Origin of the sequence: Pseudomonas kulmbachensis (assembly GCF_963681935.1) — a bacterium.
GTDB lineage: Bacteria > Pseudomonadota > Gammaproteobacteria > Pseudomonadales > Pseudomonadaceae > Aquipseudomonas > Aquipseudomonas kulmbachensis.
Genome location: NZ_OY817088.1, coordinates 3,149,945 through 3,169,143 on the forward strand (window position 1 = coordinate 3,149,945; position 19,199 = coordinate 3,169,143).

Below are 19,199 nucleotides of genomic sequence, written 5' to 3' on the forward strand. Positions count from 1 at the left end.
CGAGATTGATCATGGATGACTCTGCAAACACCCAATACCCGATTTTACTGGTGCATGGCCTTTTTGGATTCGACCGGATTGGCTCCCACCATTACTTCAATGGCATCAAGCAAGCGCTCACTGAGTGTGGTGCCAGCGTCTTTGTGCCGATTATTTCTGCCGCCAACGGCAATGAAGCCCGTGGCGACCAACTGCTCGAGCAAATACACAGCTTGCGCAGACAGACCGGAGCACCACGGGTCAACCTTATTGGCCACAGCCAGGGCGCCCTGACTGCACGTTATGCGGCAGCCATCGCCCCCGAGGTCATCGCCTCCGTCACTTCAGTCAGCGGCCCCAACCAGGGCTCGGAACTGGCCGACCGTTTGCGCTTGGCCTTGATCCCGGGACGACTTCCCGAAACAGTCGCGGCAGCCTTGACCACCGCACTCAGCGCATTCCTGTCGGCCCTCAGCGGCCACCCGCAACTGCCTCAACATGCTTTGAACGCACTGAATGCCCTGACCACCGAAGGCGTTGCCGCCTTTAACCTGAAATACCCTCAAGGCTTGCCCACCACGTGGGGAGGCATGGGGCCCGGACAAGTCAATGACGTCTTCTATTACTCCTGGAGCGGCATCATCAAAGGTTCACGGCTGACGGAGTCACTGAACTTGCTCGACCCCCTGCACAATGCCCTGCGTGTTTTTGGCAGCTTCTTTACCCGCGAGACCAGGGAAAACGACGGGATGGTCGGGCGCTTCAGCTCGCATCTGGGCCAGGTGATACGCTCGGATTACCCCATGGACCACCTCGACACCATCAACCAGGTAGCAAGAGGAAACCGCAGGAACATTGACCCGATGCAGCTCTACGTGGAACATGCCAGACGGCTGAAGCAAGCAGATCTGTAGCGGGTAATGAAATCCCCAAAACCGCACATTTGCCGAGAAAAAAACCACTGAATCCGGTAGGCTCGGCACTTTCTTGAAAGGAGTACACCCTCATGGCCAAAGCCACTGCCCGTCACATCCTGGTTGCCACCGAAGACAAGTGCAACGAACTGAAAGCACAAATCGAAGGCGGCGCTGATTTCGCCGAAGTTGCCAAAGCCAACTCTTCTTGCCCATCCAGCCGTCAGGGCGGCGATCTGGGTTCTTTCGGTCCAGGCCAAATGGTTAAAGAATTCGACACCGTCGTCTTCAGCGCACCTATCAACGTGGTGCAAGGCCCGGTTAAAACCCAGTTCGGTTACCACCTGCTGGAAGTCACCAGCCGCCAGGACTAATCCTCCCCGCGCTGCGTGAAAACGGCCCACCTTTTGGTGGGCCGTTTCGTATCCGCAATTGCAAACCGCGTGCTACGTTTCCTCATTCACGAAACCATCGTACTGAGGAATTGATCATGAGCCTTAATGGCAAAACTGCATTGGTTACTGGTTCTACCAGCGGCATCGGCCTGGGCATCGCACTGAGCCTGGCCAAAGCCGGAGCGGACCTGATACTCAACGGCTTTGGCGATGCCAGCAAAGTCATTGCCGAGATCGAACAGTTCGGCGGCAAGGCTGGCCACCATCCGGCGGATGTCAGCGACCCCGCGCAGATCGCCGATATGATCAGTTATGCCGAACGCGAGTTTGGCGGCATCGACATTCTGGTCAACAACGCTGGCATCCAGCATGTCGCCAGCGTCGAGGAATTCCCGGTAGAGCGCTGGGACTCGATCATCGCGATCAATCTGTCTTCGGTATTCCACAGCACCCGTCTGACCTTGCCCGGCATGCGCAAACGCGGCTGGGGCCGTATCGTCAACATCGCCTCGGTTCACGGGCTGGTGGGTTCGGTCGGCAAAGCCGCCTATGTTGCCGCCAAACATGGGGTGATCGGCCTGACGAAAGTGGTAGGCCTTGAAACCGCCACCAGCAACATCACCTGCAACGCCATCTGCCCGGGCTGGGTGCTGACACCACTGGTGCAAAAGCAAATTGACCAGCGCATCAGCCAGGGTATTGACCCCTACCAGGCGCAGCATGATTTGCTGGCCGAAAAACAACCCTCACTGGAGTTCGTAACCCCGCCGCAACTGGGCGAACTGGTGCTGTTTCTATGCAGTGAGGCTGGCAGCCAAGTACGCGGCGCAGCCTGGAATGTGGACGGCGGGTGGCTGGCGCAATAAGTTCGCGCAATACTGCACGCCGGACATGCAAAAATGCACACCAACCCTGCACTTATCAGGGTTGTAATGGGCAAATTTGCACTGTTAGCATCGCCTATCGTTCGCCCGTGAACACCTTCTAAAAATAATACAAAGCAGGGAGTTAGTGATGACTGCTCAGGTTTCCTCCTCACCGACACCGGATGTCGCGCCGCTACAAGACACGATTCTGGCCGAGGTCCGCAACCATATTGGCCACCTGACCCTCAACCGCCCCAGCGGCCTCAACGCCATCAATCTGCAGATGGTCCGCAGCCTTCAGCAACACCTGGATAACTGGGCTACAGACCCACAGATCAAGGCTGTAGTGCTGCGCGGCGCGGGTGAAAAAGCCTTCTGTGCTGGCGGCGATATTCGCTCGTTGTATGACAGCTATCAAAACAAAGACACCCTGCACAGCGTGTTCTTCGAAGAAGAATACGCCCTCGACCTGACCCTGCACCGCTACCCAAAACCTGTGGTTGCCTTGATGGACGGATTCGTCCTCGGCGGCGGCATGGGGCTGGTGCAAGGCGCGGATCTGCGCCTGGTCACCGAGCGCAGCAAACTGGCGATGCCGGAAGTGGCTATCGGTTATTTCCCTGACGTCGGCGGCAGCTATTTTCTGACCCGTACACCGGGCCAACTGGGTACATATCTCGGCGTCAGCGGCGTGCAAATCCGCGCTGCCGATGCGTTGTATTGCGGACTGGCTGACGGCTACCTGGAGAGCAGCAAACTGGCTGAACTGGATCAGTGCCTGAACGCCCTCGCTTGGCAAACATCTCCCATTGACGACCTGACTGCGCTGGTAGCCAGGTTCGCGGTAGCTGCATTGCCCGATCCGCCGCTGGCCAGGCTGCGCCCTCTGATTGACAGTGTTTTCTCCCAGGACGACCTGCCGCGGATTGTTGCCCACCTGCGCGCCGTCATTGCACCAGAAACCCGCGACTGGGCCATTGAAACCGCTGACCTGCTGCAAACTCGCTCGCCACTGGCCATGGCCGTCACCCTCGAAATGTTGCGCCGTGGACGCGAGTTGCCCCTTGAACAGTGCTTCGCCCTGGAGCTGCACCTGGACCGCCAGTGGTTTGATCGCGGTGACCTGATGGAGGGCGTGCGCGCGCTGATTATCGACAAGGACAAAACCCCGCACTGGAACCCGCCAACCCTGGACGCGCTGGATGCGAACCATGTCGCCAGTTTTTTCACCGAATTCAACGCGAAGGGAGCCTGAGCCATGCAAGACATCGAACTGAGCGAAGAACAAGTGATGATCCGCGACATGGCCCGCGACTTTGCCCGTCGCGAAATCGCTCCCCATGCCCAGGCCTGGGAAAAGGCCGGCTGGATCGACGATGCACTGGTCGCCAAGCTCGGCGAACTGGGACTGCTCGGCATGGTGGTCCCGGAGGAATGGGGCGGCACTTATGTCGATTACGTCGCTTATGCTCTGGCCGTGGAAGAGATCTCGGCCGGGGATGCCGCAACCGGGGCACTGATGAGCATCCATAACTCGGTGGGCTGCGGGCCCATCCTCAAATATGGCAGCGAGACGCAAAAGCAAACCTGGCTGGCGGAGCTTGCCAGCGGCCAGACCATCGCCTGTTTTTGCCTGACCGAACCACAAGCAGGCTCCGAAGCCCACAACCTGCGCACCCGGGCTGAGCTGCGCGACGGGCAATGGGTGATCAACGGTGCCAAGCAATTTGTCAGCAATGGCAAGCGCGCCAAACTGGCCATCGTATTTGCAGTGACCGACCCCGACTTGGGAAAAAAAGGCATTTCGGCCTTTTTGGTGCCCACCTCCACCCCTGGTTTTATCGTCGACCGTACCGAACACAAAATGGGCATCCGCGCCTCGGACACCTGCGCCGTTACCCTGAACAATTGCAGCGTGCCTGAAGCCAATATGCTCGGCGAGCGCGGCAAGGGGCTGGCCATCGCCCTGTCCAACCTTGAAGGCGGCCGCATCGGTATTGGCGCACAGGCATTGGGGATCGCCCGGGCGGCCTTTGAGGCGGCACTGGGCTATGCCCGCGACCGGGTGCAGTTTGACAAAGCGATCATCGAGCACCAAAGCATCGCCAACATGCTGGCCGACATGCAAACCCGAATCAATGCTGCACGCCTGTTGATCCTGCATGCGGCGCGCCTGCGCAGCGCGGGCAAGCCCTGCCTCTCGGAAGCCTCGCAAGCCAAGCTGTTTGCTTCGGAAATGGCCGAGTATGTGTGCTCCAAAGCCATCCAGATCCACGGCGGCTATGGCTACCTTGAGGACTATCCGGTGGAGCGTTACTACCGGGACGCGCGAATCACCCAGATCTATGAGGGATCGAGCGAGATTCAACGGATGGTGATTGCGCGGGAATTGAAGAATTATCTGATTTAAGGGGTGCTACGAGAGCCCCTAACCCTCTCGCAAAGGGAGAGGGTTAGGGTGAGGGGACTTTGATCTTTAGCGGTTTTTGAACTCCGCCTCACGTTTACCCACAAACGCCGCCATGCCTTCTTTCTGGTCGTGTGTCGCAAACATCGAATGGAATACCCGACGCTCGAAACGCACACCTTCAGCCAAGTTGACTTCAAAAGCGCGATTCACACATTCCTTGGTCAGCATCAGCACCGGCAGAGATTTCCTGGCGATCAGCGCCGCCACTTTCAGCGCTTCGTCGAGCAACTCATCCACTGGCACCACACGGGCTACCAGCCCTGAACGCTCGGCCTCTTCGGCGCCGATCAAGCGTCCGCTCAAGCACATTTCCATCGCCTTGGCCTTACCCACGGCACGGGTCAGACGCTGCGTACCGCCCATGCCCGGCAACACCCCCAGGTTGATTTCCGGCTGGCCGAATTTGGCATTGTCACCGGCCAGAATAAAGTCGCACATCATCGCCAGTTCACAGCCACCGCCCAAGGCAAACCCGGCCACCGCAGCAATAATCGGCTTGCGTCGGGTCGCTACGCGATCACTGTCCGAGAACAGATCGTCGAGATAAATTTGCGGGTAGGTCAGGTCCGCCATTTCCTTGATATCCGCACCCGCGGCAAAGGCTTTTTTCGAGCCGGTAATGACGATACAGCCAATCCCGTTATCGGCTTCCAGCGTGTCCAGCGCCTGGTTGACCTCGCTGACCAACTGCGCATTCAGGGCGTTGAGCGCCTGCGGTCGGTTCAGGGTAATCAGGCCCACCTGCCCATGAATGTCCAACAGAATGGTTTCGTAACTCATCGCTTATGCCCTCGATTCAAAGATTGCGCGAAATGACCATGCGCTGAATATCACTGGTGCCTTCATAAATCTGGCACACCCGTACATCGCGGTAGATCCGTTCCAGCGGAAAATCGCTCAAATAGCCATAACCACCCAAGGTTTGCAACGCTTTGGAGCACACCCGCTCGGCCATTTCCGATGCAAACAGCTTGGCCTGCGAAGCCTCGACCAATGCCGACTGGCCACTGTCACGCAGCGCTGCGGCGTAACGAACCATCTGCCGGGCGACGGCTATTTCAGTCGACATATCGGCCAGACGAAACGCCACCGCCTGATGCTCAACCAATGGTTGGCCAAAGGTCACGCGTTCGCGGGCGTAGTCGCGGGCAGCTTCAAAGGCAGCCCGGGCCATGCCCACTGCTTGCGAAGCAATACCAATGCGCCCGCCTTCCAGGTTGCCGAGGGCAATTTTATAGCCCTGCCCTTCTTCACCCAAGCGGTTGGCCACCGGCACTTTCAGGTCGGTAAACAGGATCTGGCAGGTGTCTGAAGCATGCTGCCCCAACTTGTCTTCAACCCGGGCCACGCTATAGCCCGGCGAATCAGTAGGGACGATAAACGCAGTGATCCCACGCTTGCCCGCCGCTGGGTCCGTCACCGCAAAAACTATCACCACCCCGGCGTTTTGCCCCGAGGTGATGAACTGCTTACAGCCATTGAGTACGTAATGATCGCCTTCACGGCGGGCACGGGTTTTCAGGTCACTGGCATCGGAGCCGGCCTGCGGTTCGGTCAGGGCAAAAGCGCCAAGCATCGCACCACTGGCCAGGGGGATCAAAAACTCCTGTTTTTGCTGCTCGGTGCCGTACTTGAGGATTGGCACGCAACCCACCGAGTTATGCACGCTCATGATCGTGGAGCAGGATCCGTCGCCGGCGGCGATTTCTTCGAGGGCCATTGCGTAGGCCTGATAGCCGGTGTCGCAACCGCCCCACTCCTCAGGTACGAGCATGCCGAAAAACCCCAGTTGCGCCATCTCATCAATGGCCTCGCGAGGAAAACGGTGCTGCTTGTCCCACTCAGCCGCAAAGGGTTTCAAACGTTCCTGGGCAAACTGTTGGGCCGCTTCGCGAATTTGTAATTGTTCGGATGTGGGCAGCATAAAAAATCCTTAATACAGACATTCCACGGCAATCGCCGTGGCTTCACCGCCGCCGATGCAGATGGCTGCAACGCCGAATTTGGCCTTTTGCTGACGCAATGCCGAAAGCAGGGTCACCAGGATCCGTGCTCCCGAAGCGCCTATCGGATGCCCCAGTGCACAAGCCCCGCCGTAGATATTGACCTTGCTGTGGGGGATATCCAGCTCGCTCATCGTCACCAGGCTGACCACTGCAAACGCTTCGTTGATCTCGAACAGATCAACTTGGTTCAGATCCCAACCGGTCTTGCTCATCAGCCGCTTGATCGCGCCCACAGGGGCCGTCGGGAACAGCCCTGGCTCATCGGCAAACGCCGCATGGCCGTGGATCACCGCCAGGGGTTTGAGCCCGCGTTTTTGCGCCTCGCTGCTGCGCATCAAAACCAACGCCGCAGCACCATCGGAAATCGAACTGGAGTTGGCCGCCGTCACCGTGCCGCCATCGCGGAACGCCGGTTTCAGGGTAGGAATTTTTGCCAAATTGGCCTTGGGCGGTTGCTCATCATCACTGATCAGGCGTTGCTCCTTGCCCACGGTCACCTGCACCGGGACGATCTCGGCGCTGAAACTGCCGTCTTTGATCGCCTGCTGCGCACGGGTCAGCGAAGCCACGGCAAACGCATCCTGCGCCTCGCGACTGAAACCATGAAGCTGGGCACAGTCTTCGGCGAAAGTGCCCATCAGGCGACCACGGTCATAGGCATCTTCCAGACCGTCGAGGAACATGTGGTCCAGTACCCGGCCATGGCCCATGCGGTAACCGCTACGGGCACGGTCCAGCAAGTACGGCGCATTGGACATGCTCTCCATGCCCCCCGCCACCACCACATCGACGCCCCCGGCCAGCAGCCGGTCGTGGCCCAGAATGGTGGCTTCCATACCCGAACCGCACATCTTGTTCAGCGTGGTGCAGCGCGTGCCCTTGTCCAGCCCGGCGCCCAGGGCGGCCTGACGCGCAGGTGCCTGACCGAGACCGGCCGAGAGCACGCAGCCAAACAGCACTTCTTCCACACCATCAGGCGCCACCCCGGCCCGCTCTACCGCTGCACGGATCGCCGCAGCGCCGAGTTGCGGTGCGGTCAGGCCCTTGAAGTCACCTTGAAAACCACCCATGGGCGTGCGTGCAACACTCACAATCACGACCGGATCATTGGCTATTGTCATTTCACACCTCTTATTTGGCGGCCATGCGCAAGGCACCGTCGAGACGGATCACCTCGCCATTGAGCATGCTGTTTTCGATAATATGCCGCACCAGCGACGCGTACTCGTCAGGCTTGCCCAGGCGTGGCGGGAACGGTACACCGGCAGCCAGGGAGTCACGTACTTCGGGAGTCATGCCGGCCATCATCGGGGTTTCAAAGATGCCCGGGGCGATGGTCATGACCCGAATCCCGAAGCGAGCCAATTCGCGAGCAGCAGGCAAGGTGAGGCTGGCGATAGCCCCCTTCGACGCGGCATACGCGGCCTGGCCGATCTGGCCGTCAAAGGCTGCCACCGAAGCCGTATTGATGATCACTCCGCGCTCGCCATCGGCATCGGCGCCGGTTTCAGCAATTGCCGCAGCGGCCAGACGCAGCATGTTGAAGCTGCCAATCAGGTTGACGTTGATCACCTGGCTGAAGCTCTCCAGCGCATGCGGGCCGTTTTTACCGATGATCTTTTCACCGCGCACGATACCTGCGCAATTGACCAGCCCGTTGACCCCGCCAAAGGCGGCCACTGTAGCCGTGACCGCCGCTTGCGCAGCATCTGCCTGGCTGATGTCGGCCACTGCGCTACGCGCCTGGCTGCCGAGTCTGGCTGCCTGGGCGGCCACTGCATCGGCGTTCATATCCACCAACATCACCTTGGCGCCCGCCTTGACCAGCATCTCGGCGGTGGCTGCACCCAGTCCCGATGCACCACCGGTGACGATAAAAATCTTGTTCTCGATTTGCATGATAATTCCTGATTATTAAGCAGAGACTTTGGCGCTTGCGGCCAGTTCAGCCTTGGCAATTTCCTGGTTGCGCAAAATAAAGCGCTGCAGCTTGCCGCTCGGCGTTTTCGGCAGCTCGCTGACAAATTCGATTTCACGGGGATAGGCATGCGCGGCCAGACGCTGGCGTACATGCAGGCGCAGGGTTTCAGCCAGTTGCGCATCGCCCAGGTACTGCGGGTTCAAAACCACGAAGGCTTTGACCAGCTCGGTGCGCTCGGGGTCCGGCTTGCCGACCACGGCGGCTTCGACCACGGCCGGGTGCTCGATCAGGGCGCTTTCCACATCGAACGGCCCAACGCGATAACCGGAGGTGGTGATCACGTCATCACTACGCCCGACGAAGCTGATGCTGCCGTCCGGGTTCAGCTCCACGGTGTCGCCGCTCAGGTAATAATTGCCGACGAACGCCTTGGTCTTGAAGCCTTCGTAGCCACCAAACCAGCACATTGGCGATTGGCTGCGATCAACTGCCAGAATCCCCGGTTGGCCGACGGGCAATTCCTGATAGTTATCATCGAGCACCACGATCCGATGCCCCGGCGAGGCGAAACCTGCGGCGCCCATATGCACCGGGTGATCGAGCCCGTGGTGGTTGCACAGCACCATGCCGACTTCGGTCTGGCCGTAGTGGTCATGGATGGTGACGTCGAGTTCTTCGGCAAACCAGCGAATCACTTCAGGGTTGAGCGGCTCACCGGCGCTGCTCACCACCCGCAACTGGCCCTTGATCTTGCTGGAGAACGCGTCCCCGGCAGCGATCAGCATCCGATACGCAGTGGGCGAACCGGTGAGGTTGGTGATGCCGTACTTCTTGATCACCCGACAGGTGCTTTCGACCGTGAACGGGCCATCGTACAAAGTGATCGGGTGGCCCATGGACAACGGCCCGGTGATCCCGAAGTAGATACCGTAGGCCCAGCCCGGATCAGCCAGGTTCCAGAACGAATCCTCAGGGCGCAGCCCCACCGCATCGCGGGTGTAGCTCTGGAACGCGACAATCGCCTTGAGCGGCACCAGCAGCGGCTTGGCCGGGCCGGTGGTGCCCGAGGTGAACATCAGCAAAAACGGGTCTTCACCGGTGAGCATCACCGGCTCGCAGGTGGCCGGATAGTTATCCAGCTCCGCCCAAAAGCTGAAGTCGCCGCGCACCAGACCCTGCCCTTTGGCCCCTGCCACCGTGACAATCGCCGGGCAATCATTGACCTCGTTGAGTTTGGCCCGGTTTACCGCATCCGTAACCACCAGCGCAGCGCCGGAACCATTGAGCCGGTGCTCGATGGCCTTGGGCCCAAATGCGGTGAAAAGCGGCTGGTAGATGGCGCCAATCCGCCAGGTTGCAAAGGCAACGATCAGCAACTCGACGTTACGCGGCAGCAAGCCTGCAACTTTATCGCCACGCTTTACGCCCTGGGCCAACAGAAAATTGGCAAAGCGCGCGGCCTGATCCTGTAACTGCGTGAAGGTATACGTTGCGCTGCTGGCATCGCGACCCTCCCAGAACAACGCAATACGACCCGGCAAGGCATGCCGATCACAGCACTCGACACAGGCATTGATGGCCGCCAAATGGCCGTCCAGTGCGCCCGTCACGGTACGTTGGTAGTCAAAATCATTCATCGCAGTCAGATAGTCGCGCATCAGCAGAATCCCTCGGTCTTTATTTTTAGGATGGGAACCGTGAAAAATCCTGCTGATAATCGCCTTGCGAAGGCTCTGCAACAATGGTCAAACCGCTCAAGCTGGGTGACTGCTTTGGCCAATGCCGGACCACACGCGGTAGCTGCTACGAAACCGTGTTGCCCGCCTGTTCGCGCAGATACTCAAGCACTGCCGCCTGATCACCGGCAAAGGCAATGCGCGAGCCTTTTTTCTCGCGCTGGAAGGCGTACATCGGGTCGTAATATTCGCGCAGCAAAGCCTCGATCCAGACCCGGTGCAGGTCCACCGCACCACAGCTTTCCTGCTCTTGCAGGGCGGCTTCCATGACGGCCTGCAAACGCTGATGGCGTTCGCCGCCCAGACGTCGCTGAATATTCGCCAGGCTTTCCAGCAAACGCTGGGCAAACAGGGTGAAGCCGTGTTCGCCATTTTTGACAGTGAATTCAGCGCTCAAATCCACGACGTAGTCGCGCAAAATACGCTCGACACGGCTTTGCAGGCTGTCTTCCAGCCAGACCATCGGCGCGTCTTGCATGCGTTGATACAGCGCCAGTGGCAAGGCGCAGCTGCCGACCGTGCGGCTTTCGTCTTCGACCACAAAACCTTCGTGACCTTTGGCGCGCTTTTTCAGCACGTCGATCGCCAGACGGTTTTCAAAGTCGATATTCGACGGTTGTCCGGTCGCCCGCTTGCCGAAACTTGAGCCACGATGATTGGCATGGCCTTCAAGGTCCAGGCCATTGTTCAGTTGCACCAGCACATCGGTTTTTCCGGTGCCGGTCATGCCACCGAGTACCGTCATGGCGCATTGCGCAACGGCATCATCAACGGTCTGGATCAGAAAGGTACGCAGCGCCTTGTAGCCGCCGGTGACACGCGGGTAATCGATCCCGGCATCCTGTTTGAGCCACTGCTGGACGATTTGCGAGCGCATGCCACCGCGAAAGCAGTACAGGCAGCCATCGGGGTTGGCCCGGGCAAAATCGGCCCATGCCTGCAGGCGTTCGGCTTTAGTCTGGCCCGACACCAGTTGATGCCCCAGCACCACAGCAGCCTGCTGGCCTTGCTGCTTGTAGCAGGTACCGACACGTTCGCGCTCGTGGTCGGTCATCAACGGCAGGTTGACTACACCGGGGAACGCCCCCTTATGAAATTCAATCGGCGCACGGGTGTCCATCATCGGCCGATCATTGAGAAACAGCTCGCGGAAGTCGGTTACGTCATAAGCCATCATGACACCTCAACCGCGTACGTCTGTCGCTCAACCAACTGGCCGATCGGCTCCAGTGCCAGGCCATGCTCGCTGGCCATTTGCAGGAACGCCTGGTTGCCCTCCGGACTGACGGCAACCAACAGGCCGCCGCTGGTTTGCGGGTCGCATAGCACACGCTTGTGCAATTCCTGAAGCGGCGAAAGCTTGCTGGCGTAACTGTCAAAGTTGCGCAATGTGCCGCCAGGTACACAGCCCTGTTCCAGGTAGTACTCAACCGAGGCCAGAAGCGGCACTTTGGCGTACTGGATCTGCGCAGTCAGGTGGCTGCCGTCGGCCATTTCCACCAAATGCCCGAGCAGGCCAAAACCGGTGACGTCAGTCATCGCCTTGACCCCATCAAGCTTGGCAAACTGGCTGCCGATCTTGTTCAGCGTGCACATCCAGTCCCGTGCCAGACCGACGTCTTCAGCGCGCAACTTGCCCTTCTTCTCGGCCGTCGTGAGGATGCCGATACCCAAGGGTTTGGTCAGGTACAGCAGGCACCCGGCGGTCGCCGTGTCGTTGCGCTTCATGTGGCGCTTGTTGACCACACCGGTCACGGCCAGGCCGAAAATCGGCTCTGGGGTGTCGATCGAATGCCCGCCCGCCAGCGGGATGCCAGCGTCATCGCACACGGCACGACCACCGCGAATCACTTCACGGGCCACTTCGGGTGGCAGCAAATGCACCGGCCAGCCCAGAATCGCAATCGCCATCAACGGATCGCCGCCCATGGCATAGATATCGCTGATGGCATTGGTGGCCGCAATCCGGCCGAAATCGTAGGGATCATCGACAATCGGCATGAAGAAGTCGGTGGTCGAGACCACTCCGCGTTCGTCATCCAGCGCATAAACCGCCGCATCGTCGCGTGACGCATTGCCTACCCAAAGTTTGGGATCGAGGTTTTGCGCGCCACTGCCGGCGAGAATCACTTCCAGTACCTGAGGCGAAATCTTGCACCCGCACCCCGCGCCGTGGCTGTACTGGGTCAGGCGAATCGGCTCGCTCATGGAGGCACCTCTAGTCAATGTCAAAGCGCCTGATACTAGCAGAGCGGCGCCTTGCACCGCAGGTCTTCTGTAGCCGCTGCCGAAGGCTGCGACAAGGGCCACAGGACCTTCGCCTTTGGTGTAAGCGCCCTGGGGCCGCTGCGCAACCCATCGCAGCCTGCGGCAGCGGCTACAGGTTTTGTGGCCATCGAGGGATGACCGGCATGCTGAAAATCGACCTGCCAGTCACATATGTAGTGCTAAAAAATAATCACTACATATGTATTGACGACAGGTTTTTCCCCCAGCATTATGCAGACGTCTTCCCCACCGGAAGCACTGGAAAGGGTTGTTGCATGCATGCTCGACGAGCTGTCGGGCTGTTCCGGGATAGGTACTGCCCACAAGGCAGAATTGATGAAGCTGACCTGGCTTGATCGTCCGCGTCAAAGACGACAGAGGCTAGCGAAAGGTCCTCAAGAAGCTTGTGGCTGATGCGTCATGTCACCCTGGCATCCTGGTTCACGCTGCTCTCCCTCGCTTTACGCTCTTTATGTAGCGCTTTGTTTTACGACTACATATGACGAACTCAAGGCAGATCTGCTTTAGATGGACACTACGTAGCGCTGCAGGTGCAGTTGCGCGAATCAATTAGACAGATCAACGAGTAGTCACGGAGTTAGCCATGAACCTGAATAACCAACCGACTGTTAACGAGCTGGCTCGACTGTTCGCCGCTCAGAAAGACACGCTGAACGACCACATCCTGTGGATCAGCGACGCCGGTGATGTGCGTATCGACGCAGTGACATCGTGCAAGGAAGAAACCAGATTCGAGGAGGAACGCCCACAAATGCGAGCCCACCTCAAAATGTACCGCCGTGGCCAAGGCTACGTGGGCAAGAAGGCCGCCGCCGATAGCGACTACATGGCGCGCGTCCTGCAAACCTTGACCCTGACCTGGGAAAAGGCTCAAACCGAGCCGGCACTGGTCAAAGTTAACAGCTACAGCTGATAACCCCGCCGTACAAAAAAGCCCCGGATAATCTCCGGGGCTTTTTTTGGGCTGCTATACCGCCTGTTCCAGCTCAGGCACCGCCTCGAACAAGTCCGCTACCAGACCGTAATCCGCTACCTGGAAGATCGGTGCTTCTTCGTCCTTGTTGATCGCAACGATCACTTTGGAGTCTTTCATACCGGCCAGATGCTGGATCGCGCCGGAAATACCAACGGCGATGTACAGCTGTGGCGCAACGATTTTGCCGGTCTGTCCGACCTGCATGTCGTTGGGTACAAAGCCTGCGTCCACAGCAGCACGAGAAGCCCCGACACCTGCGCCCAGCTTGTCGGCCAGTGAATACAGGTACTTGAAGTTGTCACCATTCTGCATCCCGCGACCGCCGGAGACGACGATTTTGGCTGCGGTCAGCTCAGGACGGTCCGACTTGGCCAGCTCTTCGCCAACGAACGACGAAGTGCCTGCATCGTGAACCGCTGCAAGTGCTTCAACCGCTGCCGAACCACCTTGTGCGGCAACCGGATCGAAACCGGTGGCACGCACGGTAATCACTTTGACCGGTGCAGTGGACTGCACGGTGGCAATGGCGTTACCGGCGTAGATCGGACGGGTGAAGGTGTCAGCGCTGATGACCGAGATGATCTCGGAGATCTGGTCAACGTCCAACTGCGCAGCAACGCGCGGCAGGATGTTTTTGCCGTTGGAGGTGGCAGCAGCCAGGATATGGCTGTAGCCAGCAGCAAGCTCAGCTACCAGCGGGGCAACGTTCTCAGGCAACTGATGCGCGTAAGCCGCGTTGTCAGCCACCAGGATTTTAGCCACGCCAGCAATGTTAGCAGCAGCTTCAGCTACAGCACCAATGCCCTGGCCTGCGACCAGAACGTTGATATCGCCACCGATTTTAGCGGCAGCGGCTACGGTGTTCAGCGTGGCCGGAGCCAGCGTTTTGCCGTCGTGCTCTGCGATTACCAAGATAGTCATTGTCAGATTACCTTCGCTTCGTTTTTCAGTTTCTCGACCAGTTCAGCCACCGACTTGACCTTGATACCCGCGCTGCGTGCAGCAGGCGCTTCGACTTTCAAGGTTTTGTTGGTCGACGCAGTGGAAACGCCCAACGCTTCTGGCGTCAGCACTTCAAGCGGCTTCTTCTTGGCTTTCATGATGTTTGGCAGGGACGCATAACGCGGCTCGTTCAAACGCAGATCCGTGGTGATGATCGCTGGCAAGCTCAGCGAAACAGTTTGCGCGCCACCGTCAACTTCACGGGTCACGACAACCTTGTCGCCCGCCACTTCAACTTTGGAGGCGAAAGTGCCCTGACCGTAACCGGTCAGCGCAGCCAGCATCTGGCCGGTCTGGTTGTTGTCGCTGTCGATGGCCTGTTTACCCAGGATCACCAGCTGAGGCTGCTCCTTGTCGACCACTGCCTTGAGCAGCTTGGCCACGGCGAGCGAGGTCAGGTCTTCGGCGGACTCGACGAGAATGGCGCGATCTGCACCCAGTGCCAGCGCGGTACGCAGCTGTTCCTGAGCAGTGGTCGGGCCGATGCAGACGACGACGATTTCAGTCGCAACACCCCCTTCTTTTATAGAAAGCTCTTTCAGGCGTACGGCTTCTTCCACAGCGATTTCGCAGAAGGGGTTCATCGACATCTTGACGTTGGCGAGGTCAACACCGGAGTTGTCCGCCTTGACGCGTACTTTAACGTTGTAGTCGACCACGCGTTTGATACAGGCCAGCACCTTCATGGTTTTTTCCCTCTATGGCTGCAGGGGCAGCGCCGACAGCAAACAGCACCGCACACCTGTGTTGATTGGAAAGCCCTTAAACCGTCGCCGGTTCAACGGGCAAAATCAGTTGATCCGGCACCGCTTGCCCCGAGTTACGCGCCACGAAGTAATACACCAGCGCTGGCAGCGTCAGGCCGATAATCCACGAGATATCAGTCCCGCCCAGCGGCTCGACCAAAGGCCCGGTATAGAAGCTGGTGGCAATAAACGGCAGCTGAATTACCACCCCAAAGGCGTAGACCAGAATACCCCGCAGATTCCAGCGCCCGTATCGGCCATTCGGGTTAGACAGTGCCGGTACGTCATAGCGCTCTTTGCTGATCAAGTAGAAATCAACCAGATTTATCGCACTCCAAGGGGTGAAAAAAGCCAACAAAAACAGGATGAATGCAGAGAAGTCCTTGAGGAACGAATGCTGCCCCAGCAACGCCAACGCGGTAGCAAAGCCCACCATGAGCAGGATGTAAAACAGGCGCAAAGCTTTGGAAATTTCATGGTTGCCACGAAAGCCACTGACAATGGTCGCCAGTGACATGAAACTGCCGTAAGCATTGAGTGTGGTGATGGTCACCTTGCCGAATACCACACAAAAATACAGCAACGCCGCCATTGCCCCGCTCGCTCCCATGCCAACGATGTACGACACCTCATGCCCGGCAAACTTGCTGCCCGCCAACGCGGCCACAAACACCCCGAAGACCATCGAAATCTGCGAACCGACGACCGACCCCAGACCCACCGCCAGAAAGGTTTTCAGCGACGAGGTATTGGATGGCAAGTAACGCGAGTAATCCGCCACATATGGCCCAAAGGCGATCTGCCAGGACGCCGACAAGGAAATGGCCAGCAAAAAGCTACTCAATGAAAAGTGTTTGTTGCTCAGCAACAAACCAATGTCGTTTTGTGAAATCAAGGTGTAGAACAGGTAGAAAAACGCCAGCACCCCGACCACACTCGCCACGCGGCCGATCATGTGAATAGTGCGATAGCCCAGAATGGTCAGCAGCACGATCAGCGCGGCAAAAATCAGTATGCCCCACGAATCACTCACCCCGATCAGTTGCCCCACCGCCTGCCCGGCCAGCACTGAACCGCTGGCCGAAAAGCCCACGTACATCAGGCACACCAGCACAATCGGGATCACTGCGCCGTAGACTCCGAATTGCACTCGGCTGGAAATCATCTGCGGCAAGCCCAGTTTCGGCCCCTGCGCCGCGTGCAACGCCATGATGGTTCCGCCCAGTACTTGCCCGATCAGCAGACCGATCAGCGACCAGAACACATCGCCGCCCAGCACCACGGCCAGGGCCCCGGTGACAATTGCAGTGACTTGCAGGTTTGCCCCGAACCACAAGGTGAACTGGCTGAACAGGCGCCCATGGCGCTCTGATTCAGGGATGTAATCAATAGAACGCTGTTCTACCAGCGTAGCCCGCGGCGAATCTTGGTTGAGCGTGGACATAAGCAGTTCCTTCAGGCTGGCACCACTGGTGCGCCGTGTTGTTTTGGGAAAGACTTTTCCAATCCTTGACCGGACTTCAGTGCATCCATGCAACAACGGGCAGGCCCCAACCTGCACCTGCCACAGGTTGATTACCTGGTAGCGTCGAGCAAGGCGCGGGAGATGATGATCTTCTGCACCTCGGAGGTGCCTTCAAAAATCCGCAAAATCCGTGCATCACGCACATAGCGCTCCAGCGGTAAATCCCGGCTGTAACCATAACCACCGTGCAGTTGCAGCGCGGCATCAGTAATAAACCCGGCGCATTCGGCGGCCACCAATTTGGCGGTGGCCGAGTCCAGGCTGAAACGTTCGCCGCTGTCACGCCGGGCGGCGGCTTTCATGGTCAGCATGCGCGCACTTTCAAGCTGAGCGTACATGTCTGCCAGTCGCCATTGCGTACCTTGATACGCCGCCAGAGGCTTGGGCCCGATCTGACGCTCACGCACCCAGCTCAGGCTGGCTTGCAGTGCCGCATTGGCAATCCCGAGCGACATGGCTGCCACCTCCACCCGTCCGCGATCCAGCACCGCCATTGCCGTGTTGAACCCCTGGCCCTCAACACCGAGCAATGCCGACTCCGGCAACCAGCAGTCCAGCGCCAGCTCATAGATGGTACTGCCACGCAGGCCCATGGTTTTTTCCGGACTGGAGAAGCTGATGCCCGCCGTGCCCCTGGGCACCATAAAGGCACTGATGCCCTTGTGCCCGGCGTCTGCGTCAGTCTTCACGTACAGCACAATAAAGTCGGCTTCCTTGGCGTTGGTAATGTAGTGCTTGCTGCCGCGTATGCGCCAACCGCCCTCTTCACGTGCTGCGCGACTGCGCATATCGGCCGGGTTCGAGCCCGCCGCTGGTTCAGTCAGGGCAAAGGCACCGAGTAACTCGCCGCTGGCTGCACGTGGCAACCATTCCTGTTTTTGTTGCTCGGTGCCGCCGAGCAGGATCGAGTCCGTGGCCAAAAAGTGTGCGGTCATTGCCGATGCGGTGGAGGCACAGGCCCCCGCCACCGCTTCCACTACACGACTCATCGCCAGGCTACCGATGCCCAGGCCGCCGTATTCTTCTGGCAGGTTGATGCCCATGCAGCCCAAATCGCCCAGGGCCCGGATGCTCGCCAGACAAAAGCTTTCGGTTTCGTCGTAGTGCTGGGCCAGTGGTTGAATCACTTCGCGGGCCACTTGCTCGGCGCTGTCGACCACGGCCAACTCTTCTGCAGTCATTTCGAAGTTCATGCGTGTGCTCCTGCTTTACTCAAGCCAAATACGGCGTTGTCTGCCCCCAAAAGTGGGGCAATAGTGGTTGCGTGGGGTTTAAGGCCATTGAAGAACACCGGTTGCGGCACCAGCGGCAATACCGCGCCCGCAGGCTGAAACTGCAACTGGCGCACACGGGCGTGCTCACTGCTCGCAGCTTGTGCCAGATCCCACACGGGCGATGACGGAACACCTGCATCGAGCAGGCCGTCGCACAAATGTTCAACACTGTGCTGCGCCGTCCAGGCTTCAATGGTGGCGCGCAGAGCCGGTTCATTCAGGGTGCGCTGGGTGTCATTGATAAAGCGCGCATCGGTCGCCAGTTCCGGCTGGCCCATGCACTGGCACAAGCGCTCAAACAAGCGATTACTTGCCACCGCAATGACCACCTGACCGTCTGCCGCGCAGTAGGTATCAAAGGGGGTCGAGACCGGATGCCGATTACCCACCAACCCCGGCGCCACACCGTTGGCGTAAAGGTTGGACAGACCGGTCATTTGCAGACTGAACAGCACATCAAACATGGCCACATCGATGTACTGCGCGCCCGGTGCATGCCGCTCACGGGCAAACAGCGCCGAGCTGATGGCCCAGGCCGCATAAACCCCCGCACACAAATCGCCAATGGCCTCACCGCTGCGGGTCGGGCCGGTGGCAGCGAATCCGGTGACACTCATCAGGCCGGACATGGCCTGCGCCACGATGTCGTATGCCGGGCGCTTGGACAGCGGACCTTCCTGGCCAAAACCGGAAATGCTGGCGTAGATCAGACGCGGGTTGTACTGCTTGAGGCTGTCGAAATCGATGCCCAGACGCTGAGTGACGCCGGGGCGAAAATTCTCGACCACAACATCAGCATCGGCCACCAACTCGTAGAAACGCTGGCGATCCGCTGGGTTTTTGAAATCAATTTCAACGCTGCGCTTACCGCGGTTAATCAGGCCGAAGTAGACACTTTCACCGTCCAGAAACGGCCCCAAGTGACGGGCATCATCACCCTCCTCGGGCACTTCGAACTTGATCACATCGGCCCCCAAATCAGCGAGCATCGCAGTGCAATGCGGCCCGGCCAGTACGCGACTGATATCCAGCACCCGTACACCTTGCAGTTGTTGCGTAAACGGACTGTTGTTCATGCCACCCCCTCAAATGCTCAAGCA

At 58.8% G+C, this 19,199-nt stretch carries 18 protein-coding genes; 6 read left to right on the forward strand and 12 right to left on the reverse strand.

Going from position 1 to position 19,199, the window contains the following annotated elements:
* The first annotated feature begins 11 nt into the window (after positions 1 to 11).
* From U5A05_RS14370 to U5A05_RS14390, 5 genes are all read left to right on the forward strand, one after another.
* Positions 12 to 893, forward strand: a complete 882-nt coding sequence (locus U5A05_RS14370; protein WP_321833547.1) for a triacylglycerol lipase — start codon at positions 12 to 14, stop codon at positions 891 to 893.
* A gap of 92 nt (positions 894 to 985) precedes the next feature.
* Entirely contained in the window at positions 986 to 1,267 is a 282-nt protein-coding gene (locus tag U5A05_RS14375) for a peptidylprolyl isomerase (RefSeq protein ID WP_016781241.1), read from the forward strand.
* Positions 1,268 to 1,383: 116 nt separating this feature from the next.
* Positions 1,384 to 2,154 carry a 3-hydroxybutyrate dehydrogenase gene (locus U5A05_RS14380; protein WP_321833561.1) on the forward strand — a complete coding sequence of 257 codons (771 nt, stop codon included), beginning with the start codon at positions 1,384 to 1,386 and terminating at the stop codon, positions 2,152 to 2,154.
* Between the two features lie 148 nt (positions 2,155 to 2,302).
* Positions 2,303 to 3,409, forward strand: coding sequence for an enoyl-CoA hydratase/isomerase family protein (locus U5A05_RS14385; RefSeq protein ID WP_261738578.1), 1,107 nt, complete (start codon positions 2,303 to 2,305; stop codon positions 3,407 to 3,409).
* Between the two features lie 3 nt (positions 3,410 to 3,412).
* Positions 3,413 to 4,564, forward strand: a complete 1,152-nt coding sequence (locus U5A05_RS14390; protein WP_261738579.1) for an acyl-CoA dehydrogenase family protein — start codon at positions 3,413 to 3,415, stop codon at positions 4,562 to 4,564.
* A 66-nt stretch (positions 4,565 to 4,630) separates the two neighbouring features.
* On the opposite strand, the gene U5A05_RS14395 is transcribed toward U5A05_RS14390, so the two are convergent.
* From U5A05_RS14395 to selD, 7 genes are all read right to left on the reverse strand, one after another.
* A complete protein-coding gene (locus tag U5A05_RS14395) occupies positions 4,631 to 5,404 on the reverse strand; it encodes an enoyl-CoA hydratase (RefSeq protein WP_321833564.1) in 774 nt (257 codons plus the stop codon).
* A gap of 16 nt (positions 5,405 to 5,420) precedes the next feature.
* Positions 5,421 to 6,548 (reverse strand): acyl-CoA dehydrogenase, encoded by a 1,128-nt coding sequence (locus tag U5A05_RS14400; RefSeq protein WP_261738581.1) that lies wholly within the window; start codon positions 6,546 to 6,548, stop codon positions 5,421 to 5,423.
* 9 nt (positions 6,549 to 6,557) lie between these two features.
* The gene (locus tag U5A05_RS14405; RefSeq protein WP_261738582.1) at positions 6,558 to 7,751 is read right to left on the reverse strand and encodes an acetyl-CoA C-acyltransferase; all 1,194 of its coding nucleotides are present in this window, start codon (positions 7,749 to 7,751) and stop codon (positions 6,558 to 6,560) included.
* Positions 7,752 to 7,761: 10 nt separating this feature from the next.
* A complete protein-coding gene (locus U5A05_RS14410; RefSeq protein ID WP_321833565.1) occupies positions 7,762 to 8,529 on the reverse strand; it encodes an SDR family NAD(P)-dependent oxidoreductase in 768 nt (255 codons plus the stop codon).
* Between the two features lie 15 nt (positions 8,530 to 8,544).
* Positions 8,545 to 10,209 carry an AMP-binding protein gene (locus U5A05_RS14415; protein ID WP_261738584.1) on the reverse strand — a complete coding sequence of 555 codons (1,665 nt, stop codon included), beginning with the start codon at positions 10,207 to 10,209 and terminating at the stop codon, positions 8,545 to 8,547.
* A 145-nt stretch (positions 10,210 to 10,354) separates the two neighbouring features.
* Positions 10,355 to 11,461 (reverse strand): tRNA 2-selenouridine(34) synthase MnmH, encoded by a 1,107-nt coding sequence (gene mnmH, locus U5A05_RS14420; protein ID WP_321836517.1) that lies wholly within the window; start codon positions 11,459 to 11,461, stop codon positions 10,355 to 10,357.
* Positions 11,461 to 12,495: a selenide, water dikinase SelD gene (selD, locus tag U5A05_RS14425; protein ID WP_321833567.1), complete on the reverse strand. Its 1,035-nt coding sequence runs from the start codon at positions 12,493 to 12,495 to the stop codon at positions 11,461 to 11,463. The genes mnmH and selD overlap by 1 nt, the downstream gene beginning before the upstream one ends.
* 664 nt (positions 12,496 to 13,159) lie before the next feature.
* Here selD and U5A05_RS14430 point away from each other — a divergent pair.
* Positions 13,160 to 13,489 (forward strand): hypothetical protein, encoded by a 330-nt coding sequence (locus tag U5A05_RS14430; protein ID WP_261738587.1) that lies wholly within the window; start codon positions 13,160 to 13,162, stop codon positions 13,487 to 13,489.
* Between the two features lie 54 nt (positions 13,490 to 13,543).
* Here the strand turns inward: U5A05_RS14430 and U5A05_RS14435 are convergent, their stop codons facing one another.
* From U5A05_RS14435 to U5A05_RS14455, 5 genes are all read right to left on the reverse strand, one after another.
* A complete protein-coding gene (locus U5A05_RS14435; protein ID WP_321833568.1) occupies positions 13,544 to 14,473 on the reverse strand; it encodes an electron transfer flavoprotein subunit alpha/FixB family protein in 930 nt (309 codons plus the stop codon).
* Between the two features lie 2 nt (positions 14,474 to 14,475).
* The gene (locus U5A05_RS14440; RefSeq protein WP_321833569.1) at positions 14,476 to 15,240 is read right to left on the reverse strand and encodes an electron transfer flavoprotein subunit beta/FixA family protein; all 765 of its coding nucleotides are present in this window, start codon (positions 15,238 to 15,240) and stop codon (positions 14,476 to 14,478) included.
* Between the two features lie 76 nt (positions 15,241 to 15,316).
* Entirely contained in the window at positions 15,317 to 16,744 is a 1,428-nt protein-coding gene (locus U5A05_RS14445; RefSeq protein ID WP_261738590.1) for a purine-cytosine permease family protein, read from the reverse strand.
* A gap of 131 nt (positions 16,745 to 16,875) precedes the next feature.
* Entirely contained in the window at positions 16,876 to 18,018 is a 1,143-nt protein-coding gene (locus U5A05_RS14450; protein WP_261738591.1) for an acyl-CoA dehydrogenase family protein, read from the reverse strand.
* On the reverse strand, positions 18,015 to 19,175 hold the full coding sequence (locus U5A05_RS14455; protein ID WP_321833571.1) for a CaiB/BaiF CoA transferase family protein: 1,161 nt from the start codon (positions 19,173 to 19,175) through the stop codon (positions 18,015 to 18,017). Before U5A05_RS14455 ends, U5A05_RS14450 begins: the two co-directional genes overlap by 4 nt.
* Between the last annotated feature and the right edge of the window lie 24 nt (positions 19,176 to 19,199).

Coding starts and splice junctions, on each gene's coding strand:
- U5A05_RS14375 (WP_016781241.1), top strand. CDS start 986: ATGGCCAAAGCCACTGCCCGTCACATCCTGGTTGCCACCGAAGACAAG.
- U5A05_RS14380 (WP_321833561.1), top strand. CDS start 1,384: ATGAGCCTTAATGGCAAAACTGCATTGGTTACTGGTTCTACCAGCGGC.
- U5A05_RS14435 (WP_321833568.1), bottom strand. CDS start 14,473: ATGACTATCTTGGTAATCGCAGAGCACGACGGCAAAACGCTGGCTCCG.
- U5A05_RS14450 (WP_261738591.1), bottom strand. CDS start 18,018: ATGAACTTCGAAATGACTGCAGAAGAGTTGGCCGTGGTCGACAGCGCC.
- U5A05_RS14370 (WP_321833547.1), top strand. CDS start 12: ATGGATGACTCTGCAAACACCCAATACCCGATTTTACTGGTGCATGGC.
- U5A05_RS14395 (WP_321833564.1), bottom strand. CDS start 5,404: ATGAGTTACGAAACCATTCTGTTGGACATTCATGGGCAGGTGGGCCTG.
- U5A05_RS14405 (WP_261738582.1), bottom strand. CDS start 7,751: ATGACAATAGCCAATGATCCGGTCGTGATTGTGAGTGTTGCACGCACG.
- selD (WP_321833567.1), bottom strand. CDS start 12,495: ATGAGCGAGCCGATTCGCCTGACCCAGTACAGCCACGGCGCGGGGTGC.
- U5A05_RS14385 (WP_261738578.1), top strand. CDS start 2,303: ATGACTGCTCAGGTTTCCTCCTCACCGACACCGGATGTCGCGCCGCTA.
- U5A05_RS14400 (WP_261738581.1), bottom strand. CDS start 6,548: ATGCTGCCCACATCCGAACAATTACAAATTCGCGAAGCGGCCCAACAG.
- U5A05_RS14445 (WP_261738590.1), bottom strand. CDS start 16,744: ATGTCCACGCTCAACCAAGATTCGCCGCGGGCTACGCTGGTAGAACAG.
- U5A05_RS14440 (WP_321833569.1), bottom strand. CDS start 15,240: ATGAAGGTGCTGGCCTGTATCAAACGCGTGGTCGACTACAACGTTAAA.
- U5A05_RS14415 (WP_261738584.1), bottom strand. CDS start 10,209: ATGCGCGACTATCTGACTGCGATGAATGATTTTGACTACCAACGTACC.
- mnmH (WP_321836517.1), bottom strand. CDS start 11,461: ATGGCTTATGACGTAACCGACTTCCGCGAGCTGTTTCTCAATGATCGG.
- U5A05_RS14410 (WP_321833565.1), bottom strand. CDS start 8,529: ATGCAAATCGAGAACAAGATTTTTATCGTCACCGGTGGTGCATCGGGA.
- U5A05_RS14430 (WP_261738587.1), top strand. CDS start 13,160: ATGAACCTGAATAACCAACCGACTGTTAACGAGCTGGCTCGACTGTTC.
- U5A05_RS14390 (WP_261738579.1), top strand. CDS start 3,413: ATGCAAGACATCGAACTGAGCGAAGAACAAGTGATGATCCGCGACATG.
- U5A05_RS14455 (WP_321833571.1), bottom strand. CDS start 19,175: ATGAACAACAGTCCGTTTACGCAACAACTGCAAGGTGTACGGGTGCTG.